The 21,934-nt window shown below is 74.8% G+C and carries 22 protein-coding genes; 12 read left to right on the top strand and 10 right to left on the bottom strand.

Features of this window, described 5'->3' with window-relative positions:
- Positions 1 to 42: 42 nt before the first annotated feature.
- The 3 genes from ACZ7LB_RS14355 to ACZ7LB_RS14345 all read left to right on the top strand — a co-directional run bounded on the left by ACZ7LB_RS14355 (position 43) and on the right by ACZ7LB_RS14345 (position 2,561).
- A complete protein-coding gene (locus ACZ7LB_RS14355; RefSeq protein WP_161228661.1) occupies positions 43 to 639 on the top strand; it encodes a DUF5998 family protein in 597 nt (198 codons plus the stop codon).
- Positions 639 to 1,832 (top strand): alkaline phosphatase family protein, encoded by a 1,194-nt coding sequence (locus tag ACZ7LB_RS14350; RefSeq protein WP_471468100.1) that lies wholly within the window; start codon positions 639 to 641, stop codon positions 1,830 to 1,832. Before ACZ7LB_RS14355 ends, ACZ7LB_RS14350 begins: the two co-directional genes overlap by 1 nt.
- Positions 1,833 to 1,904: 72 nt before the next feature.
- A complete protein-coding gene (locus ACZ7LB_RS14345; protein ID WP_471468098.1) occupies positions 1,905 to 2,561 on the top strand; it encodes a thymidine kinase in 657 nt (218 codons plus the stop codon).
- A gap of 75 nt (positions 2,562 to 2,636) precedes the next feature.
- Here the strand turns inward: ACZ7LB_RS14345 and ACZ7LB_RS14340 are convergent, their stop codons facing one another.
- From ACZ7LB_RS14340 to ACZ7LB_RS14325, 4 genes are all read right to left on the bottom strand, one after another.
- Positions 2,637 to 2,840 carry a DUF397 domain-containing protein gene (locus ACZ7LB_RS14340; RefSeq protein ID WP_471468097.1) on the bottom strand — a complete coding sequence of 68 codons (204 nt, stop codon included), beginning with the start codon at positions 2,838 to 2,840 and terminating at the stop codon, positions 2,637 to 2,639.
- Positions 2,841 to 2,987: 147 nt separating this feature from the next.
- Positions 2,988 to 3,188: a DUF397 domain-containing protein gene (locus ACZ7LB_RS14335; RefSeq protein ID WP_471468095.1), complete on the bottom strand. Its 201-nt coding sequence runs from the start codon at positions 3,186 to 3,188 to the stop codon at positions 2,988 to 2,990.
- Positions 3,189 to 3,336: 148 nt separating this feature from the next.
- A complete protein-coding gene (locus ACZ7LB_RS14330) occupies positions 3,337 to 3,549 on the bottom strand; it encodes a DUF397 domain-containing protein (RefSeq protein WP_471468093.1) in 213 nt (70 codons plus the stop codon).
- A complete protein-coding gene (locus ACZ7LB_RS14325) occupies positions 3,546 to 4,445 on the bottom strand; it encodes a helix-turn-helix domain-containing protein (protein WP_471468479.1) in 900 nt (299 codons plus the stop codon). Before ACZ7LB_RS14325 ends, ACZ7LB_RS14330 begins: the two co-directional genes overlap by 4 nt.
- A 148-nt stretch (positions 4,446 to 4,593) precedes the next feature.
- Here ACZ7LB_RS14325 and ACZ7LB_RS14320 point away from each other — a divergent pair, with 148 nt between their 5' ends.
- Positions 4,594 to 5,109, top strand: a complete 516-nt coding sequence (locus ACZ7LB_RS14320; protein ID WP_471468091.1) for an ATP-binding protein — start codon at positions 4,594 to 4,596, stop codon at positions 5,107 to 5,109.
- Positions 5,110 to 5,115: 6 nt separating this feature from the next.
- Here the strand turns inward: ACZ7LB_RS14320 and ACZ7LB_RS14315 are convergent, their stop codons facing one another.
- On the bottom strand, positions 5,116 to 6,147 hold the full coding sequence (locus ACZ7LB_RS14315) for a helix-turn-helix domain-containing protein (protein ID WP_471468089.1): 1,032 nt from the start codon (positions 6,145 to 6,147) through the stop codon (positions 5,116 to 5,118).
- Between the two features lie 247 nt (positions 6,148 to 6,394).
- Between ACZ7LB_RS14315 and ACZ7LB_RS14310 the strand changes: the two genes are divergently transcribed.
- Entirely contained in the window at positions 6,395 to 6,985 is a 591-nt protein-coding gene (locus ACZ7LB_RS14310) for a L,D-transpeptidase family protein (RefSeq protein ID WP_471468087.1), read from the top strand.
- A 149-nt stretch (positions 6,986 to 7,134) separates the two neighbouring features.
- Here the strand turns inward: ACZ7LB_RS14310 and ACZ7LB_RS14305 are convergent, their stop codons facing one another.
- Positions 7,135 to 7,938 (bottom strand): VOC family protein, encoded by an 804-nt coding sequence (locus ACZ7LB_RS14305; protein WP_471468086.1) that lies wholly within the window; start codon positions 7,936 to 7,938, stop codon positions 7,135 to 7,137.
- Positions 7,939 to 8,105: 167 nt separating this feature from the next.
- Here ACZ7LB_RS14305 and ACZ7LB_RS14300 point away from each other — a divergent pair, with 167 nt between their 5' ends.
- Entirely contained in the window at positions 8,106 to 8,957 is an 852-nt protein-coding gene (locus ACZ7LB_RS14300) for a sulfurtransferase (RefSeq protein WP_471468084.1), read from the top strand.
- A gap of 708 nt (positions 8,958 to 9,665) precedes the next feature.
- Complete coding sequence (locus ACZ7LB_RS14295; RefSeq protein ID WP_471468477.1) at positions 9,666 to 10,433, top strand: GNAT family N-acetyltransferase; 768 nt, start codon at positions 9,666 to 9,668, stop codon at positions 10,431 to 10,433.
- 511 nt (positions 10,434 to 10,944) lie between these two features.
- On the opposite strand, the gene sepH is transcribed toward ACZ7LB_RS14295, so the two are convergent.
- Positions 10,945 to 12,000, bottom strand: a complete 1,056-nt coding sequence (sepH, locus tag ACZ7LB_RS14290) for a septation protein SepH (protein WP_471468082.1) — start codon at positions 11,998 to 12,000, stop codon at positions 10,945 to 10,947.
- Positions 12,001 to 12,597: 597 nt separating this feature from the next.
- On the opposite strand from sepH, the gene ACZ7LB_RS14285 reads away from it, so the two are divergent.
- Positions 12,598 to 13,452 carry a hypothetical protein gene (locus ACZ7LB_RS14285; protein WP_471468080.1) on the top strand — a complete coding sequence of 285 codons (855 nt, stop codon included), beginning with the start codon at positions 12,598 to 12,600 and terminating at the stop codon, positions 13,450 to 13,452.
- Here ACZ7LB_RS14285 and ACZ7LB_RS14280 read toward each other — a convergent pair.
- Both ACZ7LB_RS14280 and ACZ7LB_RS14275 read right to left on the bottom strand, forming a co-directional pair.
- Complete coding sequence (locus ACZ7LB_RS14280; protein WP_471468078.1) at positions 13,376 to 14,713, bottom strand: D-arabinono-1,4-lactone oxidase; 1,338 nt, start codon at positions 14,711 to 14,713, stop codon at positions 13,376 to 13,378. The two genes, ACZ7LB_RS14285 and ACZ7LB_RS14280, sit on opposite strands and share 77 nt — an antisense overlap.
- Positions 14,655 to 15,911, bottom strand: coding sequence for an MFS transporter (locus ACZ7LB_RS14275; protein WP_471468076.1), 1,257 nt, complete (start codon positions 15,909 to 15,911; stop codon positions 14,655 to 14,657). Before ACZ7LB_RS14275 ends, ACZ7LB_RS14280 begins: the two co-directional genes overlap by 59 nt.
- A 603-nt stretch (positions 15,912 to 16,514) precedes the next feature.
- Here ACZ7LB_RS14275 and ACZ7LB_RS14270 point away from each other — a divergent pair.
- Entirely contained in the window at positions 16,515 to 17,642 is a 1,128-nt protein-coding gene (locus ACZ7LB_RS14270) for a ferrochelatase (protein WP_471468074.1), read from the top strand.
- An 8-nt stretch (positions 17,643 to 17,650) separates the two neighbouring features.
- Complete coding sequence (locus ACZ7LB_RS14265) at positions 17,651 to 18,472, top strand: inositol monophosphatase family protein (protein ID WP_471468072.1); 822 nt, start codon at positions 17,651 to 17,653, stop codon at positions 18,470 to 18,472.
- Between the two features lie 547 nt (positions 18,473 to 19,019).
- On the opposite strand, the gene ACZ7LB_RS14260 is transcribed toward ACZ7LB_RS14265, so the two are convergent.
- Positions 19,020 to 19,199: a hypothetical protein gene (locus ACZ7LB_RS14260; protein WP_161228678.1), complete on the bottom strand. Its 180-nt coding sequence runs from the start codon at positions 19,197 to 19,199 to the stop codon at positions 19,020 to 19,022.
- Positions 19,200 to 19,659: 460 nt separating this feature from the next.
- Here ACZ7LB_RS14260 and ACZ7LB_RS14255 point away from each other — a divergent pair, with 460 nt between their 5' ends.
- Both ACZ7LB_RS14255 and ACZ7LB_RS14250 read left to right on the top strand, forming a co-directional pair.
- On the top strand, positions 19,660 to 20,313 hold the full coding sequence (locus ACZ7LB_RS14255; RefSeq protein ID WP_161228679.1) for a response regulator transcription factor: 654 nt from the start codon (positions 19,660 to 19,662) through the stop codon (positions 20,311 to 20,313).
- Between the two features lie 6 nt (positions 20,314 to 20,319).
- Entirely contained in the window at positions 20,320 to 21,564 is a 1,245-nt protein-coding gene (locus ACZ7LB_RS14250; RefSeq protein WP_471468070.1) for a sensor histidine kinase, read from the top strand.
- Positions 21,565 to 21,934: the final 370 nt, after the last annotated feature.

Here is a 21,934-nt window from a genome sequence, read left to right as displayed (position 1 = left end):
TGTCCGCACGAGCGTGCCGCGCAGTCGGCGGGTCCCCGTAGGATGGACGGCATGGCCAAGACCAGTACGACGACCCAGGGGCTGCGAGCGGCGATCGAGCGCAGCGGCTACTACCCGGCCCTCGTTGCCGAGGCGGTGGAGGCCGCCGTGGGCGGCGAGCCCGTCCGGTCGTACCTGGTCCACCAGGAGACGACGTTCGACCAGAACGAGGTGCGCCGGCACGTGACGGTGCTGGTGCTCACCGGCAACCGCTTCATCGTCAGCCACACCGACGAGCAGGCCGCCGACGACACCTCCCCGACGCCGTACGCCACGACGTCCACGGAGTCGGTCAAGCTCGGCCGGATCTCCTCCATCGTGGTCAGCCGCGTGGTCGCCAACCCGGAGCAGTACAAGCCGGGCACCCTGCCCCGCGAGATCGTGCTCACCATCGGCTGGGGCGCCGTCGCCCGGCTCGACCTGGAGCCCGCCGCCTGCGGCGACCCCAACTGCGAGGCCGACCACGGCTACACGGGCAGCTCCACGGCCGACGACCTCAGCCTGCGCGTCAGCGAGGCGGGGGACGGTCCGGAGACGGTGCGCCAGGCGCTCGTCTTCGCCCAGGCCCTGTCCGAGGCCACCGCGGACTCCGCCCGCTGATGGCGCCGTACACCGCCTGGGACACCGACCCGGAACCGCTCCCCGTCGACTCCGCGCCCGTGCCCGAGTACGGCACCGGTTCGCTGGCGGATCTGCTGCCGACGCTCGCCGCAGGGCTCGGCGTCCCGGACATGACCGCGGGCATCGCGGAGCTGACCCCCGCCGACCGCAACTGCGTCTTCCTCATCGACGGCCTCGGCTGGGAGCAGTTGCGGGCCCACCCCGGGGACGCGCCGTTCCTGACCTCCCTGCTGGGCAGCTCCCGTGGCGGCACCGGCCGCCCGATCACCGCCGGGTACCCGGCGACCACCGCCACCTCCCTCGCCTCCGTCGGCACCGGCCTCCCGCCGGGCGCCCACGGCCTGCCCGGGTACACGGTGCGCGATCCGGACACCGGCGCGCTGATGAACCAGCTCCGCTGGCAGCCGTGGACCCCGCCCGCCGTCTGGCAGCCGTACCCCACGGTCTTCCGGCTCGCCCAGGAGGCGGGGGTGCACGCCGCGCAGGTCTCCTCCCCGGCCTTCGCCAGCACCCCGCTGACCAAGGTCGCGCTCAGCGGCGGCACCTTCCACGGGCGGCTCTCCGGCGAGGACCGCGTGGACACGGCCGCCGGGCAACTGGCCGCCGCCGACCGGGCCCTGGTCTACACGTACTACGCCGAGGTCGACGGCGCCGGTCACCGCTTCGGCGTCGACTCCGACACCTGGCGCGGCCAGCTCGCCCACGTCGACCGGCTCGTCCAGCGCCTCGCCGAGCAACTGCCCCCGCGCAGCGCCCTCTACGTCACCGCCGACCACGGCATGATCGACGTGCCCTTCGACGAGGACCACCGGATCGACTTCGACGAGGACTGGGAGCTGAAGGCCGGCGTCGCCCTCCTCGGCGGCGAGGGCCGCGCCCGCCACGTGTACGCGGTCCCCGGCGCGGCCAACGACGTCCTGACCTGCTGGCGCGAGGTGCTCGGCGAGCGGTTCTGGGTGGCCTCGCGGGACGAGGCGATCGCGGCGGGCTGGTTCGGCCCCCGCATCGACGACCGGGTGTACGGCCGCCTCGGCGACGTGATCGCCGCCGCCCGGGACGACGTCCTGCTGATCGCCTCCGAACGCGAGCCGAAGGAGTCCGCGATGGTCGGCAACCACGGCTCGATGACCCCGGCCGAGCAGCTCGTCCCGCTCCTCGAAGTGCGCACCTGACGCCCACCGGCCCGCCGCCCCCGCTCACCCCGCCCGGTTCCCGCCGCCGATGCCGAAAGGTGCCCCTCCCTCATGCCCGAGCTGGTGTTCTTCTCCGGGACCATGGACTGCGGGAAGTCGACCCTGGCGCTCCAGATCGCGCACAACCGCTCGGCGCGCGGCCTTCAGAGCGTGATCTTCACCCGGGACGACCGGGCCGGGGAGGGCAAGCTGTCCTCGCGACTGGGCCTGGTGACGCCCGCGGTGGAGGCGACGCCCGGGCTGGACCTCTACGCCTTCGTGGTGGAGCTGATGTCACGCGGCGGCCGGGTCGACCACGTCATCGTGGACGAGGCCCAGTTCCTGCTTCCCGAGCAGATCGACCAGTTGGCCCGGATCGTCGACGATCTCAACCTGGATGTCTTCGCCTTCGGCATCACCACCGACTTCCGCACCAGGCTCTTCCCCGGCTCGCGGCGGCTGATCGAACTGGCCGACCGGGTGGAGACGCTCCAGGTCGAGGCGATGTGCTGGTGCGGCGCCCGGGCCACGCACAACGCCCGTACCGTGGGCGGGGTGATGGTGGTCGAGGGCGAGCAGGTCGTCGTGGGCGACGTGGGCGACGTGGGCGCGGCGGAGGTCGTCGGCTACGAGGTGCTGTGCCGAAGGCACCACCGCAAGCGGATGACCAGCGCGTCGGCACGGGCCGCCGCGCTGTCCCCGGACGTCCTGCCGGTCACCTCGGCCTGACCGGGGCCGACGGGACTGGGTCCGCCGTGACGGCGTCTCGGGGCGGCCCCGGCGGTTGCCTCCGGGAGCGTGGGATCAGGTGCTCGACCCCGGGACGACGCCGCCGAGGAACTCCGCCCACGCCGACCGCGAGACGGTGAGGACGGGTCCGGTGGGGGCTTTGGAGTCACGGACGCGCATGTGTGGGGGAGTAGACGCGGCCTCCAGGCACTCACCGCCCTCGGTGCCGCTGTAGCTGCTCCGGAACCAGACGGTGGCTGGGGAATCGGTGTCGCTCATGGCTCTCCCGGCGGTTCGTGGACGGGCCTGTGCCGGGATGTTCCCACGGGACGGGCCCCAGAGGGCGTGCGCTTCCGGTCATCGTTCCGGCGGAACGTCGAAGCCCCGCCGGTCTGGGGACCGGCAGGGCTCGTGGTCGTCCGGGGATCAGACGTGTGCCGCCGACGAGGCGAGCCCGACGAAGCCCGCCCAGGCATCGCGCGAGACCGTGAGGACGGGTCCGGCGGGGGCCTTGGAGTCACGGATGTGCACGGCGGAACTGGAGGCGACCTCCACGCACTGACCGCCTTCGGTGTCGCTGTAGCTGCTGCGGAACCAAATGGTGGCTGGGGAATCGGTGTCGCTCATGGCTCTCCCGGCGGCTCGTGGACGGGCCTGTGCCGGGATGTTCCCACGGGACGGGCCCCAGGGGGCGTGTGCTTCCGGTCGTCGTTGCGGCGGAAAGGCCGAAGCCCTGCCGGTCCGGGGGCCGGCAGGGCTCGTGGTCGTCCGGGGATCAGACGTGTGCCGCCGACGAGGCGAGCCCGACGAAGCCCGCCCAGGCATCGCGCGAGACCGTGACCACGGGCCCGGCGGGGGCCTTGGAGTCCCGGATGTGCACGGCGGAACTGGAGGCGACCTCCACGCACTGACCGCCTTCGGTTCCGCTGTAGCTGCTCTTGAACCAGGCGAGGTCGGATGCGGAGCGTGAGGGCCCAGTGTTGTTCATAGCTCTCCCAACAACCCTTCGACAAACAGTGTTGACTCTCGTGGACTGAGAGCCTGTGACCGGATAATCCCATAGCGTGCAGAGGCGAGAGCCGCCTGCTCCGGGTCGGTCTCAAGGGTGCTTGCGGCATGGGTCTCGGTATAGACGAACTTCTTGCCGTCCTTGCGGGTGACAACCGTGAACGGTCCATTCACACCAGCGTTCTCCTCGCACTCGGTCGGCATGACCTGGATCTCTACGTTCGGTTTCCGGCCGCAGTGGAGGATGGCCTCCAGTTGCTCACGCAGCACCTCAGCCCCGCCGTATCGGTGCCGTAGCACCGCCTCGTTGACCACGAAGCTCAGCAGTGGCGCAGGCTGTTCGTCGATGATGCCCTGTCGAGTCAACCGGGCCGACATGCGCTGCTCGATGGTTTCGGGGTCCAGGGGCGGACGTCGCATCCCGAGCAGGGCGCCCATGTACTGCTTGGTCTGCAGTAGCCCGTTGACCACATGAGTGTCATACATGAGCAGTTCAAGAGACTCCTTCTCCAGCGCTGCCATCCCCTGGAAGAACACCGGATACTGCGCCCGCTCCACCTGCTCCTTCCACAGGCACAGCAACCCGTTCGCTTGCAGCACCTCGTCCGCGCGCTCGATCGTCCTCGGTGACGGAATCCGCCGCCCCTGCTCGAACGACGCGATCGTGGACGCCGAGTATCCGAGCCGTTGGCCGAACTCCTCCCGCTCCAGCCCCTCCCGCACACGTAGCGCCTTCATGGTCTGGCCGAAAGCGACGATGAGCCTCCGCCCCGCATCGTCCTCCGGGCGCCGTCCCGCTCCGGGCCCGGCGTCGTTCTCCCACTCGTCCCCCAGGCTCACGACCGACCCCGTCTCCGCACCCTCGCGCTCCGCCATGTGCATCACCGCCTCCTGAACCCAACTCCCGCGCACGGGACGCCGTCACGGCGCACCGCGCCTACGCGTGCGCACGGCGCGCGTACAAGCGGGCCTGTCGCAGCGTCACCGCTTGTCACGCTACGCGACCGGCGTCACCGTGAGGGGCATGACGAGGAAACCCACCGCCCCCGTTCCCGCCCCGGCACCCGCGCCGACCGCCGCCGACTCCCACCCCGTGCCGGACCGCGCCTTCGGGATGCGCTTCACCGCCACGCCCCGAGGCGCCCGGCTCGCCCGCCGCCTCGCCGCCGTACGGCTGGACGAGTGGGGCGTCCCGTACGGGACCGGACCCCATGACACCGTCGTGCTGATCGTGGCCGAACTCGCGGCGAACGCCGTGCGCCACGGCCGGGTCCCGGGCCGGGGCTTCCACCTCGGGCTGCACGCGCCCGCCGACGGCCGCACCGTCCGCGTGGAGGTCACCGACACCCGCACCGAACGCCTGCCCAGGCACCCGGAGGACCGGGAGGGCACCGGGGGCGGGGACCCGGACGAGGTGGAGGAGGGGGGCCGGGGGCTGCTGCTGGTCTCCCGGCTGGCGGCGCGCTGGGGCTGGCATCCCCGCCCGGAGGGCCCGGGCAAGACCGTCCGGGCGGAGTACGCGCTCCCGTCCCCCTGGTGAGATCCCCTACTCGCGCCCGATCAGGAACACCTGGTCCCCGCCGGGCCGCCCGGCGCACGGCTCCATGGCGACCGCCGCGCCCTCCTCGTCCGTGCCGCCCCGGACGCCCAGGCAGTCGCCGTCGTCCGCGGCCGAGCGCAGGCGCCAGCCGTCCGTGCCGGTGGCCCGCTCGGCGCGGAACCACTGGGAGGCGCCACCGGCCCCGCAGTCGTTCCACGGTTCGAGGGTGTCCTCGAAGGCGCCGCCGTCCACCACGGTGAGGCAGCCGTTGCCCTGCTGGGGGTGGTGGAAACCGATCTGGTAGAGGCCGCTGTCCGCCCGCCGCAGGTACACGCGCGGCGGGACCGCCCCCGCGCACGGCCGCTGCACGGCGAGGAGTTTGCTCTCCCCGCGGCCGGGCGTCCGGACGGTCCCGTCGCTCAGGCACAGCCCGGGGGCCCGGGCCGGACGCACCCGGGAGTACCCGGTGTCGGGGCCGGGGGTCCCGGCTGACGGCCGCCCGTCGTCGTCCGCCGGGAGCGCCGCCGACAGCAGCGCGCCGGCGCCGAGCAGGACGGCCGCGCCGAGCGCGGCCAGGACGCGGGGCCCGGTCAACGGGGGCCGGGGCCCGCCGGGTCGGCGCGTGAACCAAGGGCGCCGTGCGCTGCCGCCCTCCCGGGGAGCTTCGCCCTTCCCTCCGGCCGACGGGCCCGTGCCGGACGCCCGTTCGCCGTCCCGGTGCCGCTCCCCGTCGCCCGTTCCCCCGGCCGGGTCCTCCGGGGCCGCCGCGATCCGTTCGGCCGCCGCCAGCCACACCGGCAGGTCCTCCGACGCGCCGCAGGCCCGCACCAGCGCCGCCACCACCTCCGGGCGCGGCACCGCGTCCCGGCGCAGGGTGTCCGCGAGCGTGCTGCGGGCCAGTACCTCCCCGTGTGCGGCGGCGCGCTCTTCGAGCTGACGGAAGGTCAGTCCGCTGCGGCTCTTCAACTCCCGTAACAGGGCGACGTATGCGGAGGCCGTGCGCGCCTCCGTGGGATCCATGCCCTCAGAGACCGTCATCCCGTCATTCTCATCATGCGCGGCCCGGGCGGCAACTCGCTTGCGGAGGGGGCCCGGACGGGCCGGATTCCACCTCCGGACAAGGCGCTGACCAGGCCGGACAGGCTTCTCCTTGTCCCGGACAGCCCAGCCCTTGCCGGACAGGACCGCCCGCCCAAGACTCTGAACCAGCCGCCGCGCCCCGTCATCGGCACGAAGCCCCGGACGACGCGGCCCGGCCCAACCCTCACGGAAAGAAGGACGTTCCATGGTTCCGCACGCCGTGCGCACCCGTCTCGCACCGCTCGCGCTCACCGCCGCCCTGGTCGGCGGACTGGCCGTCACCACCACCGCCACCGCCCCCGAGGCGCAGGCGGCGGGCGGCGGTTACTACCTGTACTTCAAGAAGAACTCCGCCAACCCGACCAACTCCAGGCTCTACCTGATGAAGAGCGTCCCGAAGGCCAAGGACAGGATCATCGCCAAGTACCGCGCCGGGTCGGGCAACGGCAGCACGAACGAGTGCGCCCGCAACAAGGGCTGGCTCCCCGGCACCACCACGAAGAACGGCAAGTACGCCATCGAGTTCCACCGCACCGACTACGACGGCGTCATCAACGGCTACGTCATCAAGCTCTCCGACAAGCGGTGCGGCAACGGCACCAGGCGCACGGAGCTGTTCGTGCACAGCGAGATGAAGCCCAACGGCAAGCAGGGCACCATCGAGTCCGAGCGCTGGGACGGCCCGAACGACTACTACTCCAACGGCTGCGTCAAGCTGACGCCCGGCGACATCAAGGACCTCTTCGCCAAGGCCAAGCGCTACGGCTGGCCCACCACGATGTACGTCGTCAAGTAGCCACCCCGGCCCGGCGCACCCCGCCCGGCCGCCCGGCAGCAGGCGCACAGGGGACGCCTGCTGCCGGGCACGGGCACGGGCACGCGTACGGGCACGCGTACGGGGCCGGGGCGTTCGGCGCCCCGGGTGCCGCGACCTGGAGGGCCCGCTCAGCGCGGGTCCTCCAGCAGCGCGAACCGCGCCCCCTCCGGGTCCGCCACCGGGACCGTCGGGCCGCGTCCGCCGTCGCGGGCCGGGGCCAGGAGCCGCCCGCCCAGCCGCAGGACGCGCTCCATCGCCGTGTCGAGGGAGTCCACCTCGAAGGACGTCACCCAGTGCGGCCCCCGGTCACGGGGCAGCGCCTCGCCCGCGCCCCGGACGTCCGCGACGGCACGGCCGCCCAGGCGCAGGGTCACCCGCTCCGCGTCCGGGGAACCGGCCGGATCGCGGGCGAAGCCGAAGACCGTCTCGTAGAACTTGGCGACGGGCGCCGCCTCGAAGGTCACCAGTTCGTTCCACACGGGCGTGCCCGGGACCCCGGTGGCCGCCGTGCCGAAGTGCTCCCCGGCCTGCCACACCCCGAAGACGGCGCCCGCCGGGTCGCAGCAGACGGCCAGCCGCCCCGCCTCGCCCGCGTCCAGCGGGCCCACGCCCACGGTGCCGCCGCACAGCCGCACCGCCTCGGCCGTCCGGTCCACGTCCTCGGCGGCGAGGTACGGGGTCCAGGCGACCGGCAGGTCCCGGTCCAGCGGCAGCCGCCCGATGCCCGCCACCTCCCGCCCGCCGAGCAGCGCCCGCTCGTAGGGCCCGAGTTGCTGGGGGCCGGGCCGGAACTCCCAGCCGAACAGCTCCCCGTAGAACTCCCGGGCCGCGCCGGGCGCGTGCACCATCAGGCTCACCCAGCAGGGCGTGCCGGGCACCCGCCGGGCGCCGGCCCCGTCGTCCCGGCCGTCCGGCTCCCGTGCGTCCGTCATCCGTCACCCTCTTCTCGGCCCGTCGCGGGCCGTGCGTCCGCTGTCGCCGCGGCGGCCAGGACAGTACGGCTTGTGTCGAATCGCGTACGCCGCGTGATCGATACTGTCCGGCGGGCAGAGTAGCCCGACAACGACCGGGCGGCCACTCCGTGCGCCAGGATGGGGACATGAACGCCATCGTTTCCGCATCCGAACTCGCCGGGGCCCTGGCGGGCCCGCAGCCACCGGTGCTGCTGGACGTCCGCTGGCAGTTGAGCGCCCCCGCGGCCGACGGCACGCCGTCCTTCGACGGCCGCGCCGCCTACGCGGAGGGGCACCTCCCCGGCGCCGTCTTCGTCGACCTGGACCGGGAGTTGGCCGCCGCGCCCGGAGCGGGCGGCCGCCACCCGATGCCCGGGGCCGACGCGTTCGGCGCCGCCATGCGCCGGGCGGGCGTGTCGTCCGGACGCCCGGTCGTCGTCTACGACGGCGGACAGGGCTGGGCGGCGGCGCGCGCCTGGTGGCTGCTGCGCTGGGCGGGTCACCCGGACGTGCGGGTCCTCGACGGCGGGTTGCCGGCCTGGGAGGGCCCGCTGTCGACCGGGGCGCCCGCCCCCGCCGGGGGCGACTTCGTGCCCCGGCCGCGCGCGGAGGAGGTGCTCGACGCGGACGGGGCCGCGGCGCTGGCCCGCTCCGGGGTACTGCTCGACGCCCGCGCGGGGGAGCGGTACCGGGGCGAGGTCGAGCCCATCGACCGGGTCGGCGGCCACATCCCCGGCGCGGTCTCGGCACCGACCACGGAGAACGTCGGCGCGGACGGCAGGTTCCGGCCCGCCGGGGAACTCCGCGCCCGGTTCGCCGCCCTGGGCGCCGCCGGTGACACCCCGGTCGGCGTCTACTGCGGCTCGGGCGTCTCGGGCGCCCACGAGGTCCTGGCGCTGGCGGTGGCGGGCATCCCGGCGGCGCTGTACGTGGGATCGTGGTCGGAGTGGTCGGCGGACCCGGCCCGCCCGGTGGCGGTGGGCCCCGACCCGCAGTGACGGACGCGGGCGGTCCCGGAGCCCTTCCGCACGAGGGGGCGCCTCCGGGGCCACCCGCCCACGGCCGCGTGCCCACCGGCCGCCCAGGGGCGGTCCGTCCGCGTCCTTCGGCCACGGCCGCGTCCCCGCGGGGGGTGTGCCCACCGGGCGGCCACGGGCGGGTCCGTCCACGGGGGATCCGCGCCACTAGGCCGTCCGCCGGTCGCGTGCCCGCCGGTCGCGTAACTCACTGGGCGCGAGCCCGTCCCTCGACGGCCTACCGCCCCCGGCCCTCCCGCAAGCCCCCCGTCCTGATGGCCCTGCCCCGGACTCCGCCCCCTGCCCCGGTCCCGTCCTGCGGCCCTGCCCCCGGATCGGGGCCTACGCATGGACGCCTCGGACGCGGCCCGGCACCCCCCGCCCCTGCCGCTGTCCGCGTCGCGCCGTCCGTGTCGCGCTGGTCGAACCACGGCGCTCCGCGAGGGCCTTCCGGTGCGGCCGGTGCGGGCGGTGGGCCGGGGTCCGTGTCCGCCGGGTTCCGGGTGCCGTGGCACCGTGGGCCGGACCCCCGAATGCGCGTGCGGTCCGCGCTCCGTCATGCTGGGATCGATCGCCATGAACAACGACATCCCGAACGACACCGCCCCGAAAGACGACGCCATGGACCACGACGCCCCGGACACCGCCGACCTGACGGATCTGACGGATCTGACGGATCTGACGGACCGGATGGAGCGGAACCTGGCGGAGCACGCCTGCCACCTGCACCGGTGCCTGCCCGGTGCCACCGTGACCGAGACCGGGGACCTCCTGGTCGCGGACAGCGGCCTGGACGACGACACGTTCAACATCGTCGCCGCGGCCCGCTTCACCGCCGACACCGCCCCGGCCCGGATCGCCGGCACCGCCGGGGCGCTGGCCCGCACCGGCCGCCCCTTCTCCTGGTGGGTGGGGCCCGCCTCGACGCCCCCCGACCTCTCCGCCCGTCTGACGGCGGCCGGTCTGCCCGCGTCCGAACACGAGACGGCCATGTGGGCCGCGCTGGACGACGGCGTCCCGACCCCGTCCCCCGCCCCGGAGCCCGACATCCGGCGGGTGACCACGCCCGGACAGCTCGCCGACTACGCCACCGTCCTCGCCGCGAACTGGGACCCGCCCGCCGACACCGTCCGCCGCTTCTTCGCCCTGGCCGCGCCCCGGGCGCTGGCCGCGGACAGTCCGGCCCGTTACCTGGTCGGATACGTGGAAGGCCGCCCGGTCTGCTCGGCGGAGGTGTTCCTCCACGCGGGGGTCGCCGGTGTCTACAACATCTCGACCCTGGCCGCCCACCGCCGACGCGGCCACGGCGGGGCCGTCACGCTCGCGGCGCTGCGCACGGCGCGCGACGAGGGGTACCGCGTCGCGGTCCTGCAGGCGTCGGCCGAGGGCGAGCCCGTCTACCGCCGCCTGGGGTTCCGCTCCTGCGGCCGGTTCACCGAACACGCCGTCAACGGCTGAACCACCGGCGGGTCATGCACCGGCCCGCGGCGCGGCCCTGGTGCGCACCGGCCGCCGACGGGCCGTCACGGTCCTGCGCCCCGCCCGCGTGCGCCGGGGCCGACCCGGCGTGCGCCGGAGCCGTCGGGGCGCGTCGTGACGCCCAGGAACCCGCCGGAACAACGCCGGACCCCGCACGGGCGGACCGTGCCGCACGGCTGCGGGCGAGGGGGCCCGAAGCGGGCCCGGCCCGACGCCGCCGCGACCGCCGTACGGGCGGCGCCGCACACGGCGGGGCGGGAGGTGCGCACGTCCCGGTCCGCCATGGGCCCGGCCCGGCGGACGGTGCCGCGGCCCGGCGCGGCCGGGCGCTGGGGTCTTGCGTTTGGATCGGGCCGGATCAGGAGGCGGGGTCCGGCGCCGTGCGTCGCGAGGCAGAGGGAGTCAGGGCGGAGCGCCCTGGCGACCGACGACAGCGCGGCGAGGTGCGGTGCCAGGGCCCGCGAGCCCGGCATGATCCAAACGAGAGGCCCTAGTCCTGCTTCTTCCGGCGGGTGCCGAACACGATCTCGTCCCAGCTCGGCACCGCCGCCCGCCGCCCCGGGCGGACGCCGTCCGCCTCGGCCTGGCGGTCGGTGGAGCCGATCAGCCGGTCGCGGTGGCTGCCCACCGAACGCGGCATCAGCACGTCGGCGTAGGCGGAACCGGCCGAGGCCGCGGGCGCCGGGGGCTCCTCCAGCTCGGGCTCCTCGGCCGCGGGCTCCTCCGGCGGCTCCGGCGCCCGCTCGGGGACGACGAGGTCGCCCCGGAAGCTCGGCACCGCCTCCAGCAGGCTGGTGAGCGAGTCCCGCTCCCCGGACGCGGTGACCGCGAGGTCCTCCGGCGGGTCGGACGGTGGCGCGGGCAGGACCGGCCGCTCCCGCAGCTCGCGGTCGAGGCTGCGGTCCAGCGGGCGGTCGCGCGGCAGCCGGGCGATGCGCGGGACGAAGGGGAAGCTGGGCTCGGGCGAGCCGAGGTCGTCGGACTCCCCGATCAGCGCGCGCGCCTCGTCGTCGACGGCCTGGACGAGCCGCCGGGGCGGGTCGTACGTCCAGCTCGCCGAGTGCGGTTCGCCCGCGACCCGGTAGACGAGCAGGACCTCCCAGGTGCCGTCGTCGCGGCGCCAGGAGTCCCACTGCGCGGTGTCCTTCTCGGCGCCGCGCAGCGTCAGCCGCTCCTGCACGGCCTCGCCGAGGGGCGGGCCGGAGTTCTCGCCGGGGCGGCGGACGGGGGTCTTGCGGGCACGCTCGGCCATGAAGGCGCGCTCGGCCAGCACGGGACCCTCGAAACGGCGCACGCGGTCAACGGGGATGCCGGCCATCTGGGCCACTTCCTCCGCCGTCGCGCCGGCTCGTATACGTGCCTGGATGTCGCGGGGGCGGAGATGGCTCTCCACCTCGATCTCGATCTGGCCGAGGCGGGGGCGGTCACCGCGCACGGCTGCCCTCAGCCGCTCGTCGATCGGAAGGGTGTACTCCGTCGAGTCCGCAGCCTTCAGCACCAGCCGTGTGCCGTCATTCGAGACGGCCACGACACGCAGTTCGGGCATGGGGACCTCCCGGGTGGTGCCTGCCGACGTCACGTGCGTCGCTGCTTCCGCTCTGTCGAGTGTGGCCTGCCCGGGTGCAGCCTGCCACAACCTTGCCGAGTTGCCCGGCGTGTCGGACGCGGGGCCTGGATCGCCGTTATGGCACGGTTACCTGTTCGCAACGCTCAGTGGCCAACGGCGTCACCCTGCGCAAGTAGCCCCCTCCCGGCGGTCCTTCGGGATCCTGGACACCCTGATGGGAGCCCGGACCCAGGGCTCGCCACACTACTCCATTGGGACCATGCGCGTGGGGTGGCGCGCCGCCGGATTTCCGCGGAGCGGCCGCCCCCGGCCGCTCCCGCCCCGTGTCCCGCCCGGTCCCCGGTGGTCCCGGCGGGGCCTCCGGGATCCCGCGGGTGGCGTACTTCACGTCATCGCCGTAACCGGAACTAATGATTCCGGCCATGCGTCCCCTTCTCATGCGGTTGATCCCCTGCCTGGGGGAACGTCAGGGAAGGTCCGGTGATGCGTGGAAGGCCCGATGCCGTGGGTGATGCGGACATGCGTACGGAGGGGGAAGCGGGGGGACGGGCGGAGCGGAGGCGGATCGACCTCAGCGTGCCCCAGGTCGCGGGCAGCGCCCTCGCGGCAGTGGTCGCCGCCAAGCTCGCCTCCTCCTTCGGCGTCTACGGCACGATCCTCGGCGCCGGTCTGATCAGCGTCGTCGCCACCTGCGGAGGCTCGGTCCTCCAGCACGTCTTCCGGCGGACGGGGGAGCGGATGCGCGACCGCACGGCCCCCGCGCGCAGCGCCGTCCCGCGCACCGCCACCGCACGCACCGTCACCGGCCGCGCCCGCGGCGGCCGCCGGGGCCCGGGCCGCCGGGAGGCCGCCGGAGCCCCCGCGCCGGGCGGGTACACCGAGGGCACCGTCCACCGGACCCGGGGCAGGAGCCGCCGGCGGCAACTGGTCGGGGCGGCACTCGTCTTCGGCGTCGCCATGACCGGGATCACCGTCTACGAGGCCGCCGCCGGGCACGATCTGAGCGGCGACCGCAGCACCACCATCGGCGGCGTCCTGACCGGCCACGACCGCCCCGCGCCGCGCCCCGGCGGGCCGGACGGCTCCGGCTCCCCGGCACCGGACGGCGGCTCCCCGGCACCGGACCCGGCCGGCTCCGCCACTCCGGGAGGCCCCGGCGACGGCGGCGCCACCGCCCCGTCCGCCCCGTCCGCGACGCCCGCCCCCACCGCCCCGGCCGACGGCACCGGCCCCGATTCCGCCACCGGCACCGGGGACCCCGCCCCGGACGTCACCGGCGGCGCCACCGGCACCGGGCCCACCGGCACCGTCCCGGAGGACCCGGCCCAGGAGGGCACGGCGCCGGAGGGCCCCGCTACGACCCCAGGATCCGGCGCAGATGGTCGTTCCGGAACCGCCGGTCCGGGTCCAGCCGGTCCCGCAGCGCCGTGAACTCGCCGAACCGCGGATACACCCCGGCGAGGTACTCCGCGTCCCGGGTGTGCACCTTCCCCCAGTGCGGGCGCCCCTCGTGCGCGGCGAACACCCGCTCGGCGGCGGTGAAGTACGCCTGGTAGGGCGTGCCCCGGAACATGTGGACGGCGATGTACGCGCTGTCCCGGCCCGAGGCGGTGGACAGCGTGATGTCGTCGGCGGGGGCGGTGCGCACCTCGACCGGGAAGCTGATCCGCAGCCGGGACCGCTCGATCACCGCCCGCAGTTCGCGCAGCGTCGCCACGACGGCCTCGCGCGGCACCGCGTACTCCATCTCCACGAACCGCACCCGGCGCGGCGAGGTGAACACCTTGTACGGGATGTCGGTGTACGTCCGCGCGGACAGCGCCCTGCTGGAGAGCCGCGCGAGGGCGGGGACGGTGCCGGGCGCCGCGCGGCCGACCCAGTTCGCCGCCTGGAAGACGCCGTTGGACAGGAACTCGTCCTCCAGCCAGGCCCGGACCGGGCCCACCGGCCGCTCCGGGCCCGTGCTGCGGTTGTTGCGCTTGGTGTTGGTGCCGTCCGTGTGCGGGAACCAGTAGAACTCGAAGTGCTCGTTCTCCGTCCAGAGTTCGTCGAAGTCCGACAGCACCCGCTCCCACGGCATCGGCTCCTCGCGCGCCGTGAGCAGGAAGAGCGGCTCCACCGCGAAGGTGATCGCCGTGACGACGCCCAGGGCGCCGAGCCCGATCCGGGCGGCGGCGAACACGTCGGCGTTCTCCGTCGCGGAGCAGGTGAGCACCGTGCCGTCGGCCGTGACCAGCTCCAGGCCCCTGATCTGGGCGGCGAGCGAGGCCGAGGCGCGGCCCGTGCCGTGGGTGCCGGTGCTGACGGCACCGGAGACCGTCTGCTCCATGATGTCGCCCATGTTCGTGAGCGACAGGCCCTCGCGGGCCAGGGCCACGTTCAGCCGCCTGAGGGGGGTGCCCGCCGCGACGGTCACCGTCATCGCCTCGCGGTCGATGCCGCGGATGCCGGTCAGCAGACCGGGACGGATCAGCACGCCGTCCGTCGCGGCTATGGACGTGAACGAGTGCCCGGTGCCGACGGCCTTGACCGGCAGCCCCTCCTCGGCGGCCCGGCGCAGGACCGCGGCCAGTTCCCCGACCGACGCGGGAGCGGTCTGCCGGGCGGGGCGCGCGGTGACGTTGCCGCCCCAGTTACGCCATGTCCCGTTCCCGGCGCGTGCCGTCCCGCCTGCCGTGCGTGTGCTGTCCAACGGTGCCTCCCCGCCGCGGCGCCGGCCGAGTGAGCCGGCGGTACCCGAGGAAACCGACCGCCACCGCGACGGCCCCGGCCACCACCGGAACCCCGTACCCGGCGCGCGCCCCGGCGGCGTCGATCACCACGCCGCCCGCGGAGGAGCCGAGCGCGACCCCGACCGCGAGGCCGGTGCTCACCCAGGTCATGCCCTCGGTGAGCTGCGCGCGAGATACGTGCTCCTCGACGAGGGACATCGTCGTGATCATCGTCGGAGCGACGGAGAGACCCGCGACGAGGAGCGCCACGGCCAGGAACGGCAGGTTTCCGACCAGTAGGAGGGGGATCATACTCACGGCGTTCGCACAGATGCCCAGCAGCCAGCGGGGCTCCGGGCGCCCGGCGAAGCGGATCAGCCCGAAGACCAGGCCCGCCACGCAGGAGCCGACCGCGTACGCGGCCAGCACCAGGCTGGCGGCGGCCTTGTGCCCCCGCTCCTCGGCGAAGGCCACGGTGACCACGTCGACCGCGCCGAAGATCGCGCCCGTGGCCACGAAGGTCGCCACCAGCACCTGGAGGCCCGGGGCGCGCAGCGCGCTGCCCCCGCCGTGCTGCTCCCGGGGGTGCGGCACGGGCTCGGTGGCCCGCTGCGAGGTCAGCCAGAAGACGCCCACCGCCAGGCAGCAGGCGGCCAGCAGCGGACCGGCCTCCGGGAACCAGGCCGTGGACAGGCCGATGGAGATGATCGGCCCGAAGACGAAGCAGGCCTCGTCGAGCACCGACTCGAAGGAGTACGCGGTGTGCAGCCGCGGGGTGCCCCGGTAGATCGCCGCCCAGCGGGCCCGGACCATCGCGCCCACGCTCGGCACGCAGCCGATGCCCACGCAGGACACGAACAGCACCCAGTCCGGCCAGCCGTAGTGCGCCGCCGGCAGCAGCACGGCCGCCGCGGTGAGCGAGACCAGGGTCGCCGGGCGCAGCACCCGCCGCTGCCCGTACCGGTCCACCAGCCGGGAGACCTGCGGCCCGGCCACGGCGGCCGCCAGCGCGATCGTCGCCGACAGGGCTCCGGCCAGCCCGTACCGCCCGGTGAGCTGCGAGATCATCGTCACCACGCCGATGCCCATCATCGACAGCGGCATCCGGCCGATGAACCCCGCGGTGGCGAAGCCCCTGGTGCCGGGGGCTGCGAACAGGGCGCGGTAGGGGCTGGGCAACACGGGCTCCGGAAGGGCGCGGGGGGAGGGGCGGGACGAGGGGTGGCGCGGTGCCCGCGGCACCGGGACACGGGGTCCGCGGCACGTCTCGTAAGGTGCGAACGCGGCGCATACAGGTTACGTGCCGATGAGCCCCGACAACACCCCCCGCTTCGGACACTTCGCCCACGTCCGGGCCGCCGCTCCCCGGGCCGCCCATCCCGTAGCCCGGCCCCACTCCGGCCCCGCCCCGGCCCCTTTGCCCCCGGCCGGTCCGCGGCGTTCCGGACGGTGCGCTCCGGGGAGTCCCCCGCGCACCGCGCGGGCCGCCCCGGCGGGACCCCTCGCGCCGGGGCACCTTGCTCCGGCGGGGCCCTCGCTCCGGCGGGGCCTCTGAGCCGATGGATTCCCCGCCCCGGGACGCCCGCCTCGTCACGCCCCGGGGGAGCCCCGCCCCGGAACACCGGCCCCGCCCGGGGGAGCCCCCGCCCGGGGGAGCCCCCGCCCGGCACGCCGCGGCCCCGGCGTCCCCCGCTTCCCCGGGTCGTCCCGCCGCCCCGGGACACACCCCGGCGGCCCCACCCGGCGGCGTCCGGCGAGCGCGCCGGATGGGAGGATCGGGGCATGCCAGACGTGCTCGACGCCACCCCCTACGACGCCCTCCTCCTGCTCTCGTTCGGCGGCCCCGAGGGCCCGGACGACGTGGTCCCGTTCCTCCGGAACGTGACCCGAGGCAGAGACATCCCCGAGGAACGCCTGAAGGAGGTCGGACAGCACTACTTCCTCTTCGGCGGGGTCAGCCCCATCAACGGGCAGAACCGCGCCCTGCTGGAGGCGCTGCGCGCCGACTTCGCCGGGCACGGCCTCGACCTCCCGGTCTACTGGGGCAACCGCAACTGGGCGCCGTACCTCACCGACACCCTGCGCGAGATGGTCCGCGACGGCCGCCGCCGCGTCCTCGTCGTCACCACCAGCGCCTACGCCTCCTACTCCGGCTGCCGCCAGTACCGCGAGAACCTGGCCGACGCGCTGGCCGCGCTGGCGGCCGAGGGCCTGGAGCCGCCCGCCGTCGACAGGCTCCGGCACTACTTCAACCACCCGGGCTTCGTCGAGCCCATGGCCGACGGGGTCGTCCGGGCCCTGGCCGAGCTGCCCGAGGAGGTCCGGGACGGGGCGCACATCGCCTTCTGCACCCACTCGATCCCCGTCTCGGCCGCCGACACCTCCGGCCCGCCCGGGGACCACGGCGACGGCGGGGCGTACGTGCGCCAGCACCTCGACGTGGCCCGGACCATCGCCGACGCCGTCCGCGAGCGCACCGGCACCGACCACCCCTGGCGGCTGGTGTACCAGTCCCGGTCCGGGGCGCCGCACATCCCGTGGCTGGAGCCCGACATCTGCGACCACCTGGCGGAGCGGCGGGAGGCCGGGGTGCCCGCCGTCGTCATGGCCCCCATCGGGTTCGTCTCCGACCACATGGAGGTCCTGTACGACCTCGACACCGAGGCCACCGCCAAGGCCGCGGAACTGGGCCTGCCGGTGCGCCGCTCGGCCACCGTGGGCGCCGACCCCCGGTTCGCCGCCGCCGTGCGCGACCTCGTCCTGGAGCGCGCCGCCGCCGAGCGCGGGACCCCGGTGACGCCGTGCGCCCTGGGCGCCCTCGGCCCGAGCCACGACCTGTGCCCGGTCGGCTGCTGCCCCGCCCGCGCCCCGCGCCCCGCCGCCGCGGGCGCCGACAGCCCCTACGCGTGAGGAGTCCCGTGACCGACGTGACCGCCACCGACCCGCTCCACGCCGAACTGCTGGAGATCGCCCGGGACGCCGCCCGGCGCGCGGGCGAACTGCTGCGGGACGGCCGCCCGGCCGACCTCGCCGTCGCCGCCACCAAGTCCAGCCCGATCGACGTGGTGACCGAGATGGACATCGCGGCGGAGAAACTGATCACCGGGCTGATCACCGACCGCCGCCCGGACGACGGCCTGCTCGGCGAGGAGGGCTCCGCCCGGGAGGGCACCAGCGGTGTCCGCTGGGTCGTCGACCCGCTCGACGGCACCGTCAACTACCTCTACGGGCAGCCCGCCTGGGCCGTCTCCATCGCCGCCGAGCAGGACGGCGAGCGGGTCGCCGGGGTGGTCACCGCGCCCATGCGGGGCGAGACCTACTACGCGGTGCGGGGCGGCGGCGCCTGGGCGACGGGGGCCTGGGAGGGCGCCCGCAGGCTCTCCTGCCGGGCCGCCGCGCCGCTGGACCGGGCGCTGGTGTCGACCGGCTTCAACTACGTGGCCGAGGTCCGCGCCGAGCAGGCGGAGGTCGCCCGGCGGCTGATCCCGCTGGTCCGCGACATCCGGCGGGGCGGCTCGGCCGCGATCGACCTGTGCGACGTGGCGGCGGGGCGCCTGGACGGCTACTACGAGCGCGGGCTGCACCCCTGGGACCTGGCGGCCGGCGACCTGATCGCCCGGGAGGCGGGCGCGGTCACCGGCGGACACCCCGGGGAGCCGCCGTCCGGCGCCCTGACCGTCGCCGCCACGCCCGCGGTCTTCGCCCCGCTGCGGAGCCTGCTGGTCGACTTCGGCGCGTGACACCACCGGCGGGTCCCCGGCCCCCTCGCGGCCGGGGACCCGCCGGTCGTCCGTCGGGGCCGGAGCCTGGGCCTTGGCCTGGGCCGGGACCGTCGCCGTGGCGCGCACCGGCCGGGCGCGGTGGCGCTGCTCCCGGCCCGGCGCCGTGACACCCGGAACCTGTCCCGCACCGTGCCGCGGGACCCGTACCGTGCCCCAGGAATCCGTGCGGGCGCCGGGGCGGGCGTCGTGGTGGCACCGGGGACTCGTGCCGTGAGCCGCCGGGGCCCGTGCGGGGTCCCGGGACCGGCGCCGTGACACCCGGGCTGTGCCGCGCCCGAGTGTCCCGTGCCGTGCTCCCGGCGCCGTGCGGGGTCCGGGCCGGGCGTCGTGACACCCGGGATCCGTGTTGTGAGCCGCCGGGGCCCGTGCGGGCCCCGGGCCGGCGTGGTGGTCCCCGGGACGGGCGCCGTACCGCCCGCGTCCGCCCCGCCGCCCGCGTCCGCCGCGCCGCGCGCGAAAGGGCCCCGGCGCTGGGTCTCGCCGGGGCCTGGTGTTCACGGGCCTCTCAGTTGCCGTTGGCGGACGCGCCGACCTCCACGCCGTGCTCGGCGGCGAGCCGGCGCAGGTCGTCGAGTTCGCCCAGCTCCACCTCGACGAGGAAGTCGTCACCCTCGTCGCGGGCCCGGGAGAGGTCGGACTCGGTCGTCTTTATGCGCTGCAGAAGTCCTGCGGTGAAAGCGTCCATGCTGCGCCCCCTCGTCCTGGGTCGTGGGTCGGTGGCACGGGGGTGTGCCGATCGAAAGGGACGATCACCTCTCCGGTGGAGTGCCCAGCGCCCCCCACTGGGCGGCGACGGTGCCGGACACCCACGCCCGCTCCGCGGGAGCGGACCGCGGCGCACCGCGTGGCATGCGGTACGGGCAGAGCGCGATCGTGGGGTGTAAACCGGTCCTCCCCGCACTCTCTTTCGCGGAAACCTCTCCCGCACGAGAAATTTTCGTCCTCACCGGATTCCCCGCCCGCCGCCCGGCCACCACCGCACGGCCCCCGGGGGCCCGGGAGGGACCCGGCGGCCCCTCCCACCTCCCGCCTTACCGCCGACTTATGGCCGAAAAGGGCAGGATGGTGCCGACACCCCCACGAGCCCCCCGCTCCCGCGCGCCCGCGCGAGGCCGCCCGGGGCGGACACAGGAAGGACCAGCCACGTGCGCGTACTCGTCGTCGAGGACGAGCAACTGCTCGCCGATGCGGTGGCCACCGGACTGCGCCGGGAGGCCATGGCCGTCGACGTCGTGTACGACGGTGCGGCGGCCCTGGAGCGCATCGGCGTCAACGACTACGACGTGGTCGTCCTCGACCGCGACCTCCCCCTGGTCCACGGCGACGACGTCTGCCGCCGGATCGTCGAGCTGGGCATGCCGACCCGGGTGCTGATGCTCACGGCCTCCGGCGACGTCAGCGACCGGGTCGAGGGCCTGGAGATCGGCGCCGACGACTACCTGCCCAAGCCCTTCGCCTTCAGCGAGCTGATCGCCCGCGTCCGCGCCCTGGGCCGGCGCACCAGCGTCGCGCTGCCCCCCGTCCTGGAGCGGGCCGGGATCAGGCTGGACCCCAACCGCCGGGAGGTCTTCCGGGACGGCCGGGAGGTGCAGCTCGCGCCCAAGGAGTTCGCGGTGCTGGAGGTGCTGATGCGCAGCGAGGGCGCGGTCGTCTCCGCCGAGCAGCTCCTGGAGAAGGCCTGGGACGAGAACACCGACCCGTTCACCAACGTCGTGCGGGTCACCGTGATGACCCTGCGCCGCAAGCTGGGCGAGCCACCCGTCATCGTCACCGTCCCCGGCTCCGGGTACCGGATCTGATCGACCGTGGCGTCCTCTCCCGCACCCCCCGGGGTGCCCCCCAAGCCCACCTGGGACCCCCGGTCGGTGAGCCCGCTGCCCTGGCTGCGGCCCACCATCCGGATACGGCTCACCCTGCTGTACGGCGGCATGTTCCTGATCGCCGGGATACTGCTGCTGTCGATCATCTACCTGCTGGCCGCCCAGGCGGTTCGCACCGGCAACCAGCCCCTGTACAAGATCGTCGACTTCGACGGCCTCCAGGTCTCCAGCACCGACTGCCCGGGCGTCACCCACGGCAACCTCTCGCTCACCCAGTTCAACGCGGCGATCAGCGAGTGCATCGACCACCAGCGCCAGGTCGCCCTGGACCGGCTGCTCAGCCGTTCCCTGCTGGCCCTGCTCGGCCTCGCCGTCATCGCCTTCGCGTTCGGGTACGCCATGGCCGGCCGCGTCCTGTCACCGCTGGGCCGGATCACCCGCACCGCGCGCGCGGTGGCCGGTTCCGACCTCTCCCGGCGGATCGAGCTGGACGGCCCGGACGACGAGCTGAAGGAGCTGGCGGACACCTTCGACGACATGCTGGAGCGGCTCCAGCGGGCCTTCACCGCCCAGCAGCGGTTCGTCGGCAACGCCTCGCACGAGCTGCGCACCCCGCTGGCGATCAACCGCACCCTCCTGGAGGTGCACCTGTCGGACCCGAACGCCCCGGTGGAGCTCCAGCAGCTCGGCAAGACCCTGCTCGCCACCAACGAGCGCAGCGAGCAGCTCGTGGAGGGCCTGCTCCTGCTCGCCCGCAGCGACAACCAGATCGTCGAGCGCAAACCGGTGGACCTCGCCGAGGTGGCCGGCCAGGCCGTCGACCAGGTGCACGCCGAGGCCGAGGCCAAGGGCGTGCGGCTGGGCGGCGAGCGCGCCCCGGCGGTGGTCCAGGGCAACGGGGTCCTGCTGGAGCGGATCGCGCTGAACCTCGTCCAGAACGCCGTGCGCTACAACGTGCCGGAGGACGGCTGGGTCGAGGTCACCACCGCCGTGGAGAACCACCAGGCGGTCCTGGTGGTCACCAACACCGGCCCGGTGGTCCCGGCGTACGAGATCGACAACCTCTTCGAGCCGTTCCGGCGGCTGCGGACGGAGCGGACGGGCAGCGACAAGGGCGTGGGCCTCGGCCTGTCCATCGCCCGCTCGGTCGCGCGGGCGCACGGCGGGCACATCTCCGCGCGCCCCCGGGAGGGCGGAGGGCTCGTGATGCGCGTCACGCTGCCGATCTGAGACCATGGCCCCGACATTCGGCCGGGGACCCGGTGATGTTCGCTTTGGGCGGAATTTCCGGGTCGCCGGCCCGGCTCCTCCCTGTGTGATCGATCACAGTGGCGACTTTCCGGTCATCTACTCTCCGTGATCATGACCCCTGTGAAAAGCCGGGAAAATCCTGGTTTTCGGGGGCCGGGATCACGGGAAGTACACGGTGAGACGCCCTTTGAAGTGCGGCGATCGGACCGTGTACGGTCACCGTCGCCATCCAAGCCGATCGCCTTCGGGGGGTCCGGTTGGGTGTCGATTGAGTAACAGACCTTGATGTGAGGCAAAATCTCCGCCTCGGGTCGGGCACAAGTCCGGCCTCTCACGCGTTACGTGCGCT

The sequence above is a fragment of the Streptomyces sp. NPDC107521 genome, from assembly GCF_055598485.1.
Note: the sequence above shows the minus strand (reverse complement) of the source record. Positions and strands in the feature narration are given on the sequence as shown.